Genomic DNA, 16,897 nt, shown 5'->3' with positions numbered 1-16,897 from the left:
AGTTTATCTTGCGCGCTTCATACGAGCCATCAGATTGGTTTTGAGAATGAACTGATGGAACAAGGCGGCCAGGAAATGCAAGACAATCAGAACGAGCATTAGCGTTTTCAGGATCTCATGCACTTCGGCGGACGCTGCTATCCCACCAAACCAGGCCAGGGCACCTGAGGCGGGCACCAATACCATCAACGCATAGAGTGAGAAGTGCGTGGCATGCGCGGCGAGCTTCATCGCGGCTGTTTCTTTATCCGGAAGCGGTGGCGCGCCGCGGGTCAGGCGCAATGCAATCCGCCAAATCGCGAGTGCAAGGACAAGCAACCCTCCGAGCACATGGAGAGCAACTGGTGCTTGAATAGAGATAGGCAATCCGCGTTCGAATTGATCCCAGGCATCAGACATCGGCTCGTGAAAGAGAAACTGAATTGCGATCAGAACGAAAATGACCCAGTGAAGGGCGATTTGCGCGCGAGAATACGAAGTGGGCATGGGGAAGCTCCGACAAACTATAACGTTGCTCTGGTTTAACGCGAAACTGTCAGATTTCCGTCGATGGTTTTTTTTGATTTATTTGTCCAGCATCACTGCCATCACCGCACCGCCTCAATCGGCCCCTCGGCACTCCCGCTGATAAACTGTTCCACATAAGGATCACCCGAGGCATCCATTTGACCGACTGGTCCAGTCCACTGAATGACGCCTCCGTGCAGCATCGCCACGTTGTCGGCAATGGCGCGGACGGAACTCATGTCGTGGGTGATGGTCATCGCGGTGGCGCCCATCTCTGTCACGATTTCGCGGATCAGGTCGTTGATGACGCCGGACATAATCGGGTCGAGGCCCGTGGTGGGTTCGTCAAAAAAGATGATCTCGGGCTCGGCGGCGATGGCGCGGGCAAGGCCCACGCGTTTTTGCATCCCGCCTGACAGTTCCGCTGGAAAGCGGTCCGCCACGTCGGATTTCAGGCCCACGCGGCGCAGTTTTTCGATGGCGATCTCGCGCGCTTCTTCGGTGGGGCGTTTCAGGGATCCACGCAGCAGGCGGAAGGCGACGTTCTGCCAGACAGTCAGCGAGTCGAACAGCGCACCGCCCTGAAACAGCATGCCAAACCGCGCCAGAAACGCGTCGCGGTCGCCTTTGGACGCGTCTTTGCCGTCGACATAGATCATGCCGTTGTCGGGTTTGATCAGACCCAGGATACATTTCAGGGCAACAGATTTCCCGGTGCCCGAGCCGCCGATGATGACCATCGAGGTTCCTTTGGGAATCTCAAGATTCATTCCACGCAATACGTGGTTGTCACCAAAGGCTTTTTCTACGTTCTCCATCCGGATCATAGTGAGAAAAACACCCCTGTGAGAACAAAGTTTGCGGCGAGGATCAACACGGCTGCGGCCTCGACCGACCCTTTGGTTGCGCGACCGACACCCTGTGCGCCGCGGCCCGAGTTCATGCCGTAATAGCAACCCATGATAGCCGCGATCACGCCAAAGGCCGCGCCTTTGACCAGAGACGATACAATGTCGCGCATCTCAAGGAAATCGACGGTGTTTTTCAGATACGCCGCCGGGTTGAAGCCCAGGTTCTGCGTGGCGACAGTGTACCCGCCCGCAATCCCGATAACGTCACCTACGGCGACCAGCGCAGGCACGGTGATCAGCGCGGCCAGCACACGCGGAGAAGTAAGGTATTTCATCGGATGAGTGGAGAGCGTGACCAGAGCGTCAATCTGTTCGGTCACTTTCATCGTGGCGATCTCGGCCGCGATGGACGAGGTCACGCGCGCGGCGATCATCAGGCCGACCAGCACCGGGCCAAGTTCTCGCACCATGCCGATGGCGACAATCTGGGGCACGACGGCTTCGGCGTTGAACCGCGCACCGCCCGCATAGATTTGCAAGGCCAGCGCGCCGCCGGTGAAAATGGCGGTCAGGCCGACGACGGGCAGGGACAACCAGCCGATATTCAGCAGGGCCATCCCGAATTCACGCGGATAGAAAGGCGGGCGCAAGATGTGCGACACTGCATCAAGCGCGAACAGGGCCACCCGGCCAAAAGCCGCAAGCAGGCCCAGCACGGTACGGCCCAGCCCCCCCAGCGCGCTGATTGGGTTCATTCCACGTAGCCCCGCGAATAGCGATTGCCCATTGATGTCAGGATTTCATAGCCAATTGTACCAGCGGCCTCGGCCAGATCATCAACGGTTTGGTGACCGTTGAGAATGCGCAGACGCTCCGGGTCTTTCGGCAGGTCTGTGACGTCCACGGTGATCAGATCCATCGAGATACGTCCAACAACCGGGCAGGGTTGGTCGCCCGCAAATGTGTCGATGCCGCCGCCAATAGCGCGATGCAGGCCATCTGCATAGCCGGCAGCAACGGTGGCGATCCGGGACGGCCGGCGCGCCACCCAGGTGTTTCCATAACCCACGGTCTCGCCCACGGCCAACTTGCGCACCTGAATGACAGGAAGGTCGACGGTTACAACGGGTTTTGCACCGGCAAAGGGCATGCCGCCGTAAAGGCCGATGCCCGGGCGGCAGAAATCAAAATGAAACTCAGGCCCCAAAAGCATCCCGCCCGTCGCTGCCAGAGAGCGCGGCGCGGCGACCCCATCAGTCATGTCGCGGAAGGTTTTCAGTTGTTGCTGGTTCATCGGGTGGTCCGGCTCGTCCGAGCAGGCCAGATGAGACATGATGAGCGCCGGGTTCAAGGCTTCGGCTTTGGAGCGCAACTCTGCCCAGTCGGCAGGTTCAAGACCAAGCCGGTTCATGCCGCTGTCCAGTTGGATACCAAACGGGTGGTCGGGCAGGGCTTCTGTGTGGCGTTGAAACTGTTCCGGCGAGTTGATCAGCGGTATCAGGTCGTTGCCGCGCAGCAGGTCGGCATCGCCTTCCATATGTCCCGAAAAAACGAAAATCACCGGGCCGGGGCCAACTGCCTCGCGAACGGTTGCGCCTTCTTCTGCGGCGGCCACGAAAAACTTGCGAACACCTTCTTCTACCAACGTGTCGCTGACAGGTCCTGCGCCCAACCCATAGGCATCTGCCTTGACCACGGCTCCGGTTTCGACCCCGGTTTTCGCGTCGAGTGCCCGCCAGTTTCTGGCGAGGGCCTGAAGATTGATCGTCAAACGTGCAGTACTCATGGGACTGTTCATGACATTGCGCCGTCCAAGGTCAAGAGGGAAAGGGCTTTTTCCGCGACAGATTGCGCCCACCTAGTGACAGATACGGCGGAAAACACCCAAAAAAGCAGACATTTTGGCGACTTGCTGCTGTGTTAAGCCGTTTTCGGGATTGTCTTCACATAGGTGTTAAAGTGATGTTGAGAACAAGATCGTCCCATCGCTGCAATAAGCGGTGCTGCGGCATATACCGAGGAAATCATGGATTTTTATACCGAACAAACGCCAGATCCGTCCGACACAGCCCGGTTTTTCGCAGAAGTATTTTCGGCGTCGGAAGGCCCGGACGAGGGGGCGGTTATCGAAGCTTTCGTGCAAGAGTTGATCGATACCACCCCACCGCAGGATCTGGTGGTGTGCACCGCGCGACGCGATCAGGTGCTGCTTGGCTGTGCCATTTTTTCCAGAATGCTGTTTCCACAGGACACGCGCCGGGTTTTTATCCTGTCGCCAATGGCTGTCAGAACAGACAAGCAAAAAGCCGGGATTGGGCAGGCTTTGATCGCGTATGGTCTGGATTGCCTGCGGACAACAGGCGTGAACGTGGCGCTCACCTACGGTGATCCCGCTTACTATCGAAAAACAGGTTTTGAACGGATTTCTGAGGCCACTGCACAACCGCCGCTGAAGCTGAGCCATCCGCATGGCTGGCTGGGGCAGTCGCTGGATGGTCAAGCGCTTGCGCCACTTAGCGGCCCGTCGCTATGCGTGTCTGCGTTGAACAATCCGACGCTTTGGTGAGTGCGGAGTTCAATCTGTCAGAAAACAGGCGGGCGGACCCATTCTCGGTTCGAGCGCTAGATCCTGAATGGCGCGAAAGGTTCAGAGAACCTTTTTTGCTTTGCCAGCAATCAAATGAAGGTCAGGAAAACCCAGGCAAGGCTGTCCTTTCGCGATCAATAACCTTCGATTTCACCACCCTGCTGCCAGGGTTTGACAAGATTGCCGAACCGGGTGAATTGCGCCTCGAATGACAACTCGACCGTGCCGATTGGACCGTGGCGCTGTTTGCCAACGATAATCTCGGCCTTGCCATGAAGCCGTTCCATGGCCTGCTTCCATTCTTCCATCTTCTCAAGCTCGTGATCGCCGGGTTTTTCACGTTCCTTGTAGTATTCTTCGCGGAACACGAACATCACGACATCGGCGTCCTGTTCGATCGAGCCTGATTCACGCAGGTCAGACAGCTGTGGACGTTTGTCGTCGCGGTTTTCGACTTGGCGGGAAAGCTGCGACAGGGCAATCACCGGAATGTTCAGTTCTTTGGCGATTGCTTTCATGCCCATCGAAATCTCGGCAATCTCGTTAACCCGATTGTCGGACATGCCGCGGCACAGTTGCAGATAGTCGATCACCAGCAGGTCCAGCCCATGCGTACGTTTCAACCGGCGCGCGCGGGCGGCAAGCTGAGAAATCGGAAGGGCGGGCGTGTCGTCGATAAAAAGCGGGCAGGCTTCAAGTTCTTTGGCCGCATCCACGAAACGGCGGAATTCGGCCTCGGTCATGTCGCCCTGACGGATTTTGTGGCTGGAGATTTCGGACGCCTCAGCCAGAACGCGCCCGGCCAGCTGTTCGGCGCTCATCTCAAGTGAGAAAAAGCCGACGACCCCGCCGTCAATTGCGCCTTCGGAACCATCCGGTTTCAGACCGCGTTTGTACGCTTTAGCCACGTTGAAGGCCACGTTGGTCGCCAACGAGGTTTTCCCCATCGACGGACGACCCGCGAGAATGATCAGGTCCGAGGGGTGAAGACCACCCAGTTGTTTGTCGAGATCGACCAGACCGGTCGAGATCCCAGCCATGCCGCCACCGCGCTGGTAGGCTTCGTTGGTAACATTGACGGCTTCTGTGACCGCCTTGAGGAAGGACTGGAACCCCTGTTCGGTCTGGCCCTGCTCGGAAAGCTGATAAAGCTGTTGCTCGGCCTCGACGATTTGTTCTTTCGGTTCGCTGGCTACATCAACCCGCGCGGCCTTGTCGGAGATGTCGCGGCCCAAGCGGATCAACTCGCGCCGGATGGCGAGGTCATAGATCATCTGGGCGTAATCATGTACCGCAAAGGCACTGATCGACGCGCCGGCCAGTTTGACAAGATAGGCGGGTCCGCCCAGTTCCTTCAGGCCCTCATCCTCGGCCATGAAGGATTTCAACGTCACAGGCGAGGCCAGCGTGTTCTTTGCAATGCGTGCAGCGGCGACCTCATAAATGCGGGCATGAACCGGGTCATAGAAATGCTCGGACCCAATGATCGAAGCGACCCGGTCGTAAAGGTCGTTGTTCGTCAGAATGGCACCCAGAAGCTGCTGTTCAGCCTCAATGGAATGCGGCATGGTTTCAGCGTTCTGGATCTTTGCCGCTGCCTGCTCGATACTGCTGATCTCGTTCATTGCTATTCTCTTGCCCCTTGGACAGAGGCCATAACGCAGCGCCCTGAGTCGGCGCAAATTGTATGTTTTCTGGGGATAGCCTGTGCATATCTTCCCACCCCATCATATTGCAGGATGGGGCAGGGCCCCGTCAACATGTTGTGGATGGAGCGTTGGGCTTTCTCGTAATGTTTCTGAATGAGAAACGGTTTGCGTTACGTCAGCCTTTGTTCGCGTCCTGCCAGCCACGCGGGTCGTTTAAAAACGCCTCGACCCCGTCAAGTGTTTCCTGATCAAAGGCTTTTTGCGCCTTAGCCTCGGCCAGAACATCCCACCACGTGCAAAGGTGATGCAGCTTCACACCATGGTCGCCCAGCGTCTTCTCGGTTTCGGGGAAGATACCGTAGTAAAAGATCACAGCCGTATGCCCGCAGGTGGCACCGGTCTCGCGGATTGCATCGACGAAGGACAGTTTCGAACCACCATCGGTGGTCAGGTCCTCGACCAGCAACACGCGTTCGCCTTCGCTCATTGCGCCTTCAATACGCGCGTTGCGCCCATAACCTTTGGGCTTCTTGCGCACATAGGTCATCGGCAGCGCCATACGTTCGGCCACCATCGCGGCAAAGGGGATGCCCGCAGTTTCGCCGCCCGCTATGTTGTCAAAGGCTTCAAAACCCGCGTCCCGCATTACCGTGACGGTCAGAAAATCCATCAGCGTGGAACGAATGCGCGGGTAGGAGATCAGCTTGCGGCAATCGATATAGGTCGGGCTGGGAAGGCCACTTGCCAGCGTGAACGGCTCGCGCGCGTTGAAGTGGACAGCCTTGATCTCCAGCAGCATCCGGGCCGTCAGGCGAGCGATTTCAGTGCTATCGGGAAAAGAACTGGGGATCATGGCAGGACCTCGGCGATGAAATGATGTTTCGGGCTGATAGCCCGACCCTTGGCCCGGAGTCGAGAGCTGTTGGAACAAAAGAAAAGCGGACCCCCCTAAGGTCCGCTGTTTCCCGGGCATTCAGCTATGCGAACACCATTGTTGCTGCGTTACCCTTGCCCGAACATGTTGACCCACCGGATCAGCATTGGCGCCAGACAAATCAGCAATAGGACAGGCATCATGCATATGGCCATCACGGCAGACATCTGCACAGGCAGACGGTTTGCCTTCTCCTGGGCGCGAAGCTCTCGGTCAAGCCGCATGTCAGTGGCGAACCGGCGTAATGACGCGGATATGCTGGTTCCGTACTGGTTGGATTGCAAAAAGGCGTTCGCGAACGAATTCATCTCGTCGATACCGACCCGGTTCGCCATATCCAGAAAGGCGGCCTGACGTTCTTTGCCTGCCTGCAACTCCAGTTGAAGAACCGAAAACTCCTGCGAGATTTCCGGAGCTGCTTTGGCCATTTCATGCGAGACCCGGATCATCGCCGCGTCAAAGCCCAGCCCGGCCTCGATGGCGACTTGCAACAGGTCGAGCGCGTTTGGCAGGCTGTGTTCGATGGCCCGGCGGCGTTTCTTTATTCGACGTCGCAACCACAGTGCCGGGCCATAAAAGCCCAAGACCATCAGTGCCGTCACGACCTGCATTGTGTTAACCCACGTAACACCCTGCAAAAGGTCGGCGATCCCTAACTGAACTTGCGTTTCGATTGGCAAAGCCATGGTTGCTACGAACGCGGCAGGCAACACAAACCCCAGGACGACCCGAAAGGTATAATATGTGCGAATGGCGTGCTTTTGCCGAATTCCGGCTTGTTTCAAAAGCTTGCCGATCTTGGAGCGTTCGCGTTTTGACGACGGGACAAAGGCCTTCAGCAACCCGTGCGGGTCGCTGTTGTCACCCTGGATAAGGTCAAAATCCTGCCCATGCCCTTGTGATACCGTCCCAACGCGCATGCGGCGTGCTGCCGTGTTTTCACTGGCCGTAAATCCGGAAAGGCCCATGACGACAAAAAAAACACTAAGGGCGATTCCGACCAACAGGATCAACTGCGGTGTGACGCGCGGATCGTTTAGTATGTCCTGAAGAATATCCATATCCCAATTCCCTTTAGAATCTGAATTTAACCAGTCGCTTCAGGATGAAACCCTGGGCAACTGTCAGGCCAATGATCACCTGGGCGAAATACGGAAACAGCGGATCGCTGCGTACGTCGCCGTAAAATGTTGGCGAGGAGACCTCGATCGAAAGATAAATGATGACCGGCAAAATCGTGAGGATAAGGCTGCTCAGGCGACCTTCGGCAGAGATTGCCTTGATCTTCTTTTGCATCGTGTGCCGGTCCCGGATGGTCTGGGACAGAATGCTTAGAACGCGAGACAGGTTGCCGCCGGTTCCATGCTGAATGCCGATACTTACGGCAAGGTATTTTGCATCCTCCGTTCCGACCCGTTGCGCAAAGTCGTGAAAGGCGGTCGCGACGTCATCACCATAGTTGATCTGGTCTTTGATGATGCCAAACTCTGACCCGATCGGATCCGGTAGATCAGCGGCAACGTTTCCAACCGTCACCGCGACGGGGTGGCCCACTTTCAGCCCCCGGGCCATCAGGTCTAACGCGTCAGGCAGTTGTTTCGTCAGTTTCTTCGCGCGGGCGTCTTTCACGGCGACCAGCAGGATGATCGGGCTGATGAGGCCGAAAACTGCGCTCAGAATGACCGCCAGTTCCAGGGCAAGGAACCGGGAGGCCCCGAAAAAGATCATCAAAACCAGAAGGGAGACGGCGAGAACCACCCAAATCGGGTTGACCGCCACACCAGCTTGCACAAGCAGACGGCGAAACCGCGTAATCAGCCCGGCTTTTTCACCAGCAGCCAGCATCGCCGGATCGCGGAGCAGTTGCAACACCTGATCCGTCGAAGCCCCGTTCTGGATCAGTTTCATACGGCGGTTTCTGGCCTCGCCATGCGTTTCCTTGCGCGCCAGAAGCTGGTGAACGCCTTCGTAGGCGAGCAGAATTCCCAGAAAAATCGAAATATAGATCAGGATGTTCAGTGTATTGGGCTGAAAGTCAATCATGATGCCGTTGCCCCGTGAATAAACATGTTGGTGTCCACATCAACACCAGCCGCTACCAGCTGGTCGAAGCATTTTGGCCGTATTCCGGTTGGCAGGAATTCTCCCAGAACGTCGCCATTCTCAGACTTGCCACGGCGTTTGAAGACAAAGATGTCCTGCATCGTGATCGTGTCGTCTTCCATGCCCGTGATTTCGGAAATACTGACGACCCTGCGTGTCCCGTCGCTCAGACGGCTGAGTTGCAGGACGATCTGAATGGCCGAGGCGATTTGAGACCGGATGGTTCTGACGGGCAAATCCGCCCCCAGCATCGTCACCATCTGTTCGACCCGGCTGAGTGCATCGCGGGCCGAGTTCGCATGTACGGTCGTCATGGAGCCGTCATGTCCTGTATTCATGGCCTGAAGCATGTCAAAGCATTCGGCACCACGGACTTCGCCGACAATAATGCGGTCAGGCCGCATCCTGAGTGCGTTGCGCACCAGATCCCGCTGTGTAATCACCCCTTGACCTTCCGAGTTGGGGGGACGGGTTTCCAAGCGAACGACATGGCTTTGCTGTAACTGAAGTTCGGCCGCATCTTCGATTGTCACGATACGCTGCTTGCCGTCGATAAAGGATGAAACGGCGTTCAGCATTGTTGTCTTGCCGGAACCGGTACCGCCCGAAATCAGAATGTTCAGCCTGGCTTCGACCAGCGCAGCCAGTAGCTTGGCTGCCTGTTCGTTCATACTGTCCCGCTGGACCAGCTTGTCGATGGTCAGGGGATTGCGCGAGAATTTGCGGATCGACAACGCCGGTCCATCAACTGAACACGGGCGAATAATCGCGTTGACCCGGCTTCCGTCTTCCAGACGCGCATCGACCCATGGCTGGGATTCATCGATACGACGGCCGACCCGGCTGACGATTTTGTCAATGATCCGAAGCAGATGGCGTTCGTCGCGAAAGCGCACGGACGATTGCTCGAGCAGGCCAAAGCGTTCCACGTAGACCTGATCATAAGAGTTGACGAGAATGTCGTTGATGGTCGGGTCTTCCAGAAGAGGTTCCAGAGGGCCCAGACCCATCACTTCGTGAATGAGTTCATCAACAAGGGCTGTAAATGCCTCGGACCGTAAATGAAGGCGTTCGGCCTCGATCAGCCCGGTAACCAGCGCAGCGATCTGACGTTTCAGTTCGGATCGTTCGACCTTGTCGATCACGGACAGGTTCAGACGGTCGAGAAGCTCGCTGTGCAGGCGACTTTTAAGCTCCAGATGCGCTTGCAGGTCAACGTCCACCGGTTCTGGTGTTGCCTTGGATTTTGGTACCTCGATTGGCCGTTCCAGAACCAACACATTCGACTTGGACGCGGCCCGGCGTGATTTGTACTCGTTAAACACGGCGATCTCCCATTATACAGTTTTTTGTGCGGCTGGCCGGGTGCCTTCGGACATGGACGCAGCCAGTTTCGTCAGGGCCTTGCCAAGGTCCGAATGCGGCTTCATGTCTACAATCGGTCGTCCCAGATCGACCGCGTTTCGCGCAATCTTGGGATTGTCCGGCAGCCAGTGCTTCAGTTTCGTTTCCAGCACCTTTTCAGCCTCGCGAACATGTGCAGGTTTGATCAACGTCTTCCGCTCGCGGTTCACGACAACCTCGACCGGCAGGGCCATGTTCGCCTCGCGATAGAAATCGATCAGGCGCCGGGTCTGGCGAACGCATGGAACCGTGGTGTCAGTTACCAGCGCCAGTTGGTTCGCGCGTTTGAAAATGGGTTCGACCCATTCCACAACGGCACAGGGCAGGTCGATGACAACATAATCGTACCGGCGCTGAAGCAGGTCGAGCATCCCTTCGATCAAGCCCGGTCGTATGGACTGAAGCGGAACCAACGGCGCGGGCGCGCACAACACATCAATACCGAGCGCGTGGTTCTGAAGGATCGACGTCAGGAAATGATCATCCGGCTCTTCCTGATTTTCGATGAGTTGGAGGCATCCCCCGTTATCTTCAAGATCGAGAAACACGTTCGCGTTTCCGAATTGCAGATCAAAATCCAGAAGCGCGACGCGGTTTTTCGCCTTTTTCCTCAGGAATGATCCTTTCCCGCCCACCAGCGAGCAGGCAAGGTTTACCGCGACCGTTGACGCTCCGATTCCACCGCGGGATTTTGCAACCGGAATGACGGTGCCAAGGGCAGAGGGACCATTTTGAATGAATCCCTGCGGAAGTGATCGGGAGGAGATCTTTTCTGCTACCGCAGCTTTCAGCCCATCCTCATCAATGGAAAGGGGTAGAACTTCGTCGATGCCGATTTTCCGCAACTCGCGGGCGACCGAGATCGAAACGTCATTCTGCGTCAGCGCGACAAATAAGGTGTCATCTTGCCGATGGGTCAGGAGGTCTTTGACGGCCAGAACCTCGCCCGCGTCGCAGGGGTCGATTTCGAAAATAACCAGGTCATGCTTGAATGCCAGATTGCGCGCCGTACCGTTCAACGCTTTGAACGAACCCGCATTCTCGGAGATTTCGTTGTTTTGACCGGCGGGAAAGGCATTGGCGACCACCTGAGCGACGGTTTCGCTTTCAGATACAAGCATGACGGAATGTGAATTGAGACTAGAAACGTTCTTAACCATTAACCTGACTCTCCTGATGCTAGGTCTTCGGCAGGCAGCGAAACGCTGAAATTGGAAAACCCGGCTGTTGAAGGAATTGTGCTGCTGGTCGCGCCTGCGGCGTTTGCAAGCGCGGCCAGCGGCGACACGAACTGAAAATCATTCAGGTTCAGCTCAACCGTGACCATGGGTGTGTAAGGGCCACCCAGGAAGCCCAGATTAGAATTGAAATCATAGGAAAACTGCAAGGCGTCAATCGTCGTGCCGGGGGGCAGCAACGGGTTGATGCGCCCCCAGATTTCAGATGCTGTGGTGTTGGTGGCGTCACCCACACAAGGTGGCGTTACCGGGTCGGCACATACGCCAGCCGACGCACTGCATGGGGTGCCAAAGCGAGGGGACAACGCGGATGTTCCCCGCGTGTGGGTTTGTGGCACACCCGGACACGCCGCAGGGCGCACCACAGCGATGCGCGCCGCCAGCTGTGCCGCCTTCTGCGCGTTCACTCCGCTGTATGATAGCCGACCAAAGTCCAGCAATGCCAGGAACAGGAAGGAAAACAGGGACACCACCACGGCAAATTCAACAAGAACCCCACCATTTTGGTCGCGCAGCACCTTGTCCGCGACCTGGCGCCAGGTGGCGCGATTATTCCGCAACCATGTCATTGGCCAAATATCCGCGATGTGTCAGCGACGTCGGTGGTTATCGATGACGCACCGCTGCCGAAAAGCTTCAGAATGCCCCCTAGCGGAAACTGAACGGTGATATTGGCGCTTACCTGACCGACAGGCGCCGGGTTCATACGATACGTACCGGACACGCAGGTCAGGCTGGGCGCTACCGAGTTGACGGTTATGCTGGGCGGAAACAGGCTGTTGCCGTGAATGTCACGCTCGACAATCCCTTTCAGAGTTGTGCTGAGCCCCGCGACTGTTCCGCCAGACGAACAGATATCCGAGGGCGTGACGCGCGACATGTATCGGCTGGCATCCCGGACCCCGGCAATGACCGACTGGTACGACCACATAAGGCGTGCGGATTCCAGGGTTACTGCCAACAGCAGCAGCATAATCGGCATGACAAGGCCAAACTCGACAAGGATCGCACCATCTTCGTTTTTGGCGAAGCGTTTGAAAGGGGATTTGAGGCGAATACACATGAACACTCTGCCCCTATCGATACAACTGTACGACGTCGCGAAAGATGCCGCCGAACCCGTTGCCGCCGCTGCCAACACCGGTCACATCGGGGAAACCGACGACCTCTCCGTGGATGTCGAAACTGGGGGGCGAGCCGCCGTCATCACCCACCGGTTCAGTCAGGAACACGGCAACAAATTTTGTGACTGGAACTCCGGTAGTCGAACCGGAAACCGGGTTTTGCGCGCAATCAACACCAGCAGCCGTAACAACGCGCCGCGCCGGGTCTTCGGACATCTGGCTGGAACACATCGGGCGTCCGGTTTCAGCAAGCGAAGGGTCCAGAATGGAGTTTGCGTTCGGCGGCGCGTGAGGGTTTGTATTTCCGTAGGCTATTTCCCTCAAATACATTCCGTACCGCGTCCCGGCGAAAACGGTATCCGACCCGGACAGCGCGGGCAGATGCGAGTCGCTGCCTATGCCGTCGGCAATCCCATCTGCCAGATCGTGGTTTCGATTAAGGTATCCGGTTCGATCCCAGTTGCCGTCGCCGAAACGGTTGTTTCCGCCGCATGTGCCCGCAGTCATGCACAGGTCGCGCCCCAGACCAGTTGTATCAGGGGTCGTCTGTTCATTTCCCTGAATGCAAGCGCCGCCACCGTTGCTTTCAATCCCCTTGATCACATTTGGTGCGGGCGCGAAATCGATGTTGTTTTTCTCACCGTTGAGAACCGAGCGGTAGATGTCAAAGCGGACGTTGAATGCAGCATTGGTAATGCCGTTTTTCTGGCCGGGTTCGGTGTTCAGACCATTGGTCAGAACACATTGGGTGATCTGGCTTTGCGCCGCGATCAGACAGGCCAGTTTATTGCCCCCTTCGTCGGCACACACACCCGAGCTGTCTTGGAAATTCGCCAGATCAATAAAGCCGAAGTTACCCGGTCCCCAGGCCGTTCCGTTGCCGCCGCTGCGCAACAGGATCTGGTCGCCCACAGTCAAAGTGGATTCCCAATTCGGGGGCAGGCAGAACATCAGGGGTGAGATATCGCACGCCGCTTTCGAGTATCCGGCCACTGCCTCGGCTGAAACGCTGGCAGCAGAAAACCCAGCCCCACCAAGCATTTTGTCCAGCGCCGAAGCCAGGCTCATCGTCAGGGATTTGGGTGTCAACACGACTTGCGCGAACCTGGCCTTCCGTGGATCAGTTGTAATATCTGCGCCAAGCGGGGTCAGATCCGATGCCGGAAGCGCCGAGTGAAACAGGAGGGTATAATCCGACGATCCTGAAAGCGTGGTTGCCCCGTTCGCGAATGTCTGGCTGTCGCTGACAAGGTTTGCTGCAGCATTTGTGGCGCGCGTAATCGCGTCTGGTTGGCCGTCCAACTCTCCCGCTGCGGCCAAAGCCACGTTGTCGGCAAATGACTGCAGCTCTGCATGTGTCGAATTCAACCGGCCAACGTCCAGCGTGATCGCAAAGAACCCGAGGAATGCGACCAAAGCTGTGCCCCACAGGATCGCGACGGTGCCGTTCTCCTCTTGGGCGAATGCGGATATGATTGCATGTGCTCGCATGGCTGAACTTATTGGCCAGGTGTCTGACTGACTGTGATTGGGCGAATGCGGGGTTTGACGCGCGGCATCGCGGACGCCGGCGCAAGGTGCGCATCTTTTGGGGTATCAGGTTGCAACTCGGCGGCTGGCGCGGCTTCTGTTTCCTGTTCCGCTTCTTCCTGTTGCCGCTGGATGGTCACAACCTCGGTCTCGGTTCCCCGGCGCAGCTTTACAGTGGGTTGAATATCAACCTTTTCTGCCGGTCCTTCCTCCTGCAAAAGATCGCGCAGGCGAACCATCTCCATGGGCTCATCCTCGACGCTGTCCAGGGTGCGCAGTGTAAGGCTCAGGGTTCCGGCCTTTTGAGCCAGGGCGAGACGTTGACCTTGCTGCGGGGTCACTTCCACCGTGATCGTGCGGGCGACCTCAGGCTGATCGCTTAGTTCTTCCGACTGCTGGTCCACGCCAATGACGCGAATATTCTGCAAGATGGTGACCGCTCGCAGGTCCTGCTTGGCACCTTGGGTCAAAACGATATCAACGTGATCGCCGGGGGTAACAAAACCGCCCACTGCCGTTACAGCATCGACCTCGATTGCCATGGCGCGTGTGTTTTCCCCCAACTTTTGAACAAGTGTGACTTTTTCACCAAAGTTCGAAACCTTGGAAAGAAGCATTACTTCGCCTGGATAGAACCGGCCCTTGGCGCGCCGCAGCTGACGGCGATTGTTTGGAACAAGTACATCAATGTCCGTGAAAACTCCGGCCGGGAGCGCCTCGCGCGGCCAGGGGTGAATTGTGACGTCGTGCGCTTCGATCGTTTGACCAAAAGCAATTTCTGATCGGGCCACATAGATCTCAACCAGATCGGCATCTGGCGAGACACCGGCAGTGCTTGTCTTAAACTGAATGTGATCTTTCGCCAGGTAAACGGAACCGGACGCTATCGCAATTCCAAACAGTGTAGAAATGATTGGCCTGATACGCATCACTCTCTCCAACAATTACGTTCTGAAATATGGAACTTCGGTCGTCTTGCTTTCGCGAAATTCCTGGCGGTGAACTCTGCGCCGCAACAGTGGCACGGCGGCGCAGAGTTCAGTATTTTGGTAAGTGTGTTTGGGTCAGCAGGTCGCGCTACCCAGAGCAGCGCATGCACCAGTCACGTTTGTGTTGGTGGTGGTGCCCAGGTACGTGAACGCGCCAACTGCAATCGACGCCACGACCAAAAGAGCCAGGCCATATTCGACAATTGCTGCACCGCTTTCATTCTTAACAAACTTCTTCATGAATTTAGTCATTATTTCCCCCAAATAGGTTAGACGTTTTCAGCGCTCTGTATTTCTGAGCGCAAGCCAGGCGAAAATGCATTAGCTCGGGAATCAGAATAGAATCGCAGGAGATGCGTGACCTCCTTCAAAGGTAATTGAAATACACCTTCTGGTTGAATAAATTGAAAAAAACCACCCTTTTGGACGAATACTTTTAACCCTGCATTAACAACGTATTAACGTATGGCGAATCGCCCTTTTCGGAAACAATGAATTGAGTCGGGTCGCAATTGTGAGCAGGATGGTTGTTGATTTTTACTGAACGGTCAGGCAATCGCGGATTGGTCCCGTGCCGATTGTTGGTGATATACCTCATAAAAACACATTAAAAACAAATAGATAAAGTTATGTAGTAGTATTTGTTTGAAAACTTTCCGCGCAGACAAGCCAGATAATTCCGGTTGCTGTGGCTGCGTAAGGGGCGCAAGTTTGTTGTTGTAATCCGAACCTGTTTGTTTGGTCGGTCTGTTTGGTTGAATGGTTAATTGTTATGAGTGTGAGTTTTTTAAAGAGCGCTCAGGCGAGGGAGAGTCTGGACTTTGTAGTGGAGTGGACTCAGGCCCTATGCGGTAATGGCTCCTTGTCTCGATCCGTAAATTGTTTAATGCGCCTGGTAAATGCTGATGCGGTTCTAATTGTCAGAACGCAGAAAAAAGGTTGGAAGGCAAAGCATATTGCGCGCTGTTGTGTCCAGCTGGGAAAAATCTGGCCTTCGCAGCCGCAAACGCAGGCCGAGCTGGTTATTGGGGATTGTATATCAACTGCAAGAGCGGGTTCAGTCTGGAAACTATCAGACCTGGTGTTTTCCGACGCATCACCAATGTCCCATTATCGGCCTCAAAAGCCTGAAGGGCTGGTGGAGGTTATCCTGATTCCGCTGGACGTAGCCGGGGCGCAGGTCGATTACATCGAATTTCATTACAGTATTCGCCCGCAGACCTTCGAACTTGATCTGATAAGTGCGCTGGCTCCAACACTTTCGTCTGGCTGGAGTAAACGCTTACCCGGAACGGTTGCTGCCAATTCCGAAGTTCTTCGGGGTCACCGGTCCAGATACGACAGCAACAATCGCTTCGTTCCAATCCTTGATCCAAATAACCCAGCCGAACTCAGCAGATGCGAGTTTCGGGTATGTGCGATGATGAAAGAGGGAATGACAGTGAAGACAATCTCGGAGACTTTGTCCATTGGCCCGACGACGGTTCGTTCGCACTTAAGTTCCATATTTTCCAAGACAGGGGCAACGAGCCAGATCGAGCTTTTGCATCTATTGAACCGAAGCGTTGATGCTGACAGGGATTTTGCTCAGATTGCGGGTTAGCGAACCGAATGGATTGCTACCAGGACGGTCTGAAGACCTTTCCTTGATCTTTTTTGGATCTATCCGCCGTCATGGTCTCGCCTTTTGTCGTGCCACGCCGGTCGAATAACTGCTGAACTGTGTCGTAATTTCGTCGGCTGTTTTGTAAGTTTCTTTTTTTCGGCCGCAATTTTGCCCTCTATTGCGGTGTAGGGAATCTGACTCGTTCGCTTTGACGATCTGCCACTTTCGTGCGGGGAAACAACCCTACGGAGTAGGGGGAGTTCGCCTGATTTTTCTGTTCGTCCCACTTGATCGCAGATACAATAGAAGGAATTATTCTTTTTTGTTAACGGCTTAGTCTTTGTTCATGATTTCGCGACAACATTAACATAATGT

17 protein-coding genes are annotated in these 16,897 nt (G+C 55.8%); 2 read left to right on the top strand and 15 right to left on the bottom strand.

From position 1 onward, the window contains the following. Positions 1-3: 3 nt before the first annotated feature. The 4 genes from ACR0BF_RS05855 to alr all read right to left on the bottom strand — a co-directional run bounded on the left by ACR0BF_RS05855 (position 4) and on the right by alr (position 3,144). A complete protein-coding gene (locus ACR0BF_RS05855) occupies positions 4-486 on the bottom strand; it encodes a cytochrome b (RefSeq protein ID WP_480473126.1) in 483 nt (160 codons plus the stop codon). 101 nt (positions 487-587) lie between these two features. After that, entirely contained in the window at positions 588-1,334 is a 747-nt protein-coding gene (locus ACR0BF_RS05850; protein ID WP_480473124.1) for an ABC transporter ATP-binding protein, read from the bottom strand. Beyond that, on the bottom strand, positions 1,331-2,113 hold the full coding sequence (locus tag ACR0BF_RS05845) for an MlaE family ABC transporter permease (protein ID WP_480473122.1): 783 nt from the start codon (positions 2,111-2,113) through the stop codon (positions 1,331-1,333). The genes ACR0BF_RS05850 and ACR0BF_RS05845 overlap by 4 nt, the downstream gene beginning before the upstream one ends. Next, the gene (gene alr, locus ACR0BF_RS05840) at positions 2,110-3,144 is read right to left on the bottom strand and encodes an alanine racemase (protein WP_480621887.1); all 1,035 of its coding nucleotides are present in this window, start codon (positions 3,142-3,144) and stop codon (positions 2,110-2,112) included. The genes ACR0BF_RS05845 and alr overlap by 4 nt, the downstream gene beginning before the upstream one ends. A gap of 240 nt (positions 3,145-3,384) precedes the next feature. On the opposite strand from alr, the gene ACR0BF_RS05835 reads away from it, so the two are divergent. Further along, the gene (locus tag ACR0BF_RS05835) at positions 3,385-3,924 is read left to right on the top strand and encodes a GNAT family N-acetyltransferase (protein WP_480624467.1); all 540 of its coding nucleotides are present in this window, start codon (positions 3,385-3,387) and stop codon (positions 3,922-3,924) included. Positions 3,925-4,079: 155 nt separating this feature from the next. Here the strand turns inward: ACR0BF_RS05835 and ACR0BF_RS05830 are convergent, their stop codons facing one another. The 11 genes from ACR0BF_RS05830 to ACR0BF_RS05780 form a co-directional block, all read right to left on the bottom strand. After that, positions 4,080-5,570 (bottom strand): replicative DNA helicase, encoded by a 1,491-nt coding sequence (locus ACR0BF_RS05830; RefSeq protein ID WP_480473116.1) that lies wholly within the window; start codon positions 5,568-5,570, stop codon positions 4,080-4,082. Positions 5,571-5,769: 199 nt separating this feature from the next. Next, positions 5,770-6,447: an orotate phosphoribosyltransferase gene (locus ACR0BF_RS05825; protein WP_480621885.1), complete on the bottom strand. Its 678-nt coding sequence runs from the start codon at positions 6,445-6,447 to the stop codon at positions 5,770-5,772. A 149-nt stretch (positions 6,448-6,596) separates the two neighbouring features. Further along, a complete protein-coding gene (locus ACR0BF_RS05820; protein WP_480603426.1) occupies positions 6,597-7,589 on the bottom strand; it encodes a type II secretion system F family protein in 993 nt (330 codons plus the stop codon). A 13-nt stretch (positions 7,590-7,602) separates the two neighbouring features. Beyond that, positions 7,603-8,571, bottom strand: a complete 969-nt coding sequence (locus tag ACR0BF_RS05815; RefSeq protein WP_480603428.1) for a type II secretion system F family protein — start codon at positions 8,569-8,571, stop codon at positions 7,603-7,605. Then, entirely contained in the window at positions 8,568-9,956 is a 1,389-nt protein-coding gene (locus ACR0BF_RS05810) for a TadA family conjugal transfer-associated ATPase (RefSeq protein ID WP_480473108.1), read from the bottom strand. The genes ACR0BF_RS05815 and ACR0BF_RS05810 overlap by 4 nt, the downstream gene beginning before the upstream one ends. 12 nt (positions 9,957-9,968) lie before the next feature. Then, positions 9,969-11,195, bottom strand: a complete 1,227-nt coding sequence (locus ACR0BF_RS05805) for a CpaE/TadZ family protein (RefSeq protein WP_480624466.1) — start codon at positions 11,193-11,195, stop codon at positions 9,969-9,971. Further along, on the bottom strand, positions 11,195-11,842 hold the full coding sequence (locus tag ACR0BF_RS05800; protein WP_480493050.1) for a TadE/TadG family type IV pilus assembly protein: 648 nt from the start codon (positions 11,840-11,842) through the stop codon (positions 11,195-11,197). The genes ACR0BF_RS05805 and ACR0BF_RS05800 overlap by 1 nt, the downstream gene beginning before the upstream one ends. Continuing rightward, the gene (locus ACR0BF_RS05795; RefSeq protein ID WP_480624465.1) at positions 11,839-12,336 is read right to left on the bottom strand and encodes a TadE/TadG family type IV pilus assembly protein; all 498 of its coding nucleotides are present in this window, start codon (positions 12,334-12,336) and stop codon (positions 11,839-11,841) included. Before ACR0BF_RS05795 ends, ACR0BF_RS05800 begins: the two co-directional genes overlap by 4 nt. Before the next feature lie 13 nt (positions 12,337-12,349). After that, the gene (locus tag ACR0BF_RS05790; protein WP_480493051.1) at positions 12,350-13,888 is read right to left on the bottom strand and encodes a pilus assembly protein TadG-related protein; all 1,539 of its coding nucleotides are present in this window, start codon (positions 13,886-13,888) and stop codon (positions 12,350-12,352) included. A gap of 8 nt (positions 13,889-13,896) precedes the next feature. Then, a complete protein-coding gene (gene cpaB / locus ACR0BF_RS05785; protein ID WP_480624464.1) occupies positions 13,897-14,856 on the bottom strand; it encodes a Flp pilus assembly protein CpaB in 960 nt (319 codons plus the stop codon). A 135-nt stretch (positions 14,857-14,991) separates the two neighbouring features. After that, complete coding sequence (locus ACR0BF_RS05780; protein WP_480493053.1) at positions 14,992-15,156, bottom strand: hypothetical protein; 165 nt, start codon at positions 15,154-15,156, stop codon at positions 14,992-14,994. A gap of 646 nt (positions 15,157-15,802) precedes the next feature. Here ACR0BF_RS05780 and ACR0BF_RS05775 point away from each other — a divergent pair. After that, positions 15,803-16,519: a helix-turn-helix transcriptional regulator gene (locus ACR0BF_RS05775; protein WP_480624463.1), complete on the top strand. Its 717-nt coding sequence runs from the start codon at positions 15,803-15,805 to the stop codon at positions 16,517-16,519. Positions 16,520-16,897 lie beyond the last annotated feature (378 nt).

The organism is Ruegeria sp. AG7 (assembly GCF_056541545.1).
This window is presented reverse-complemented; position numbering and strand designations above follow the sequence as displayed.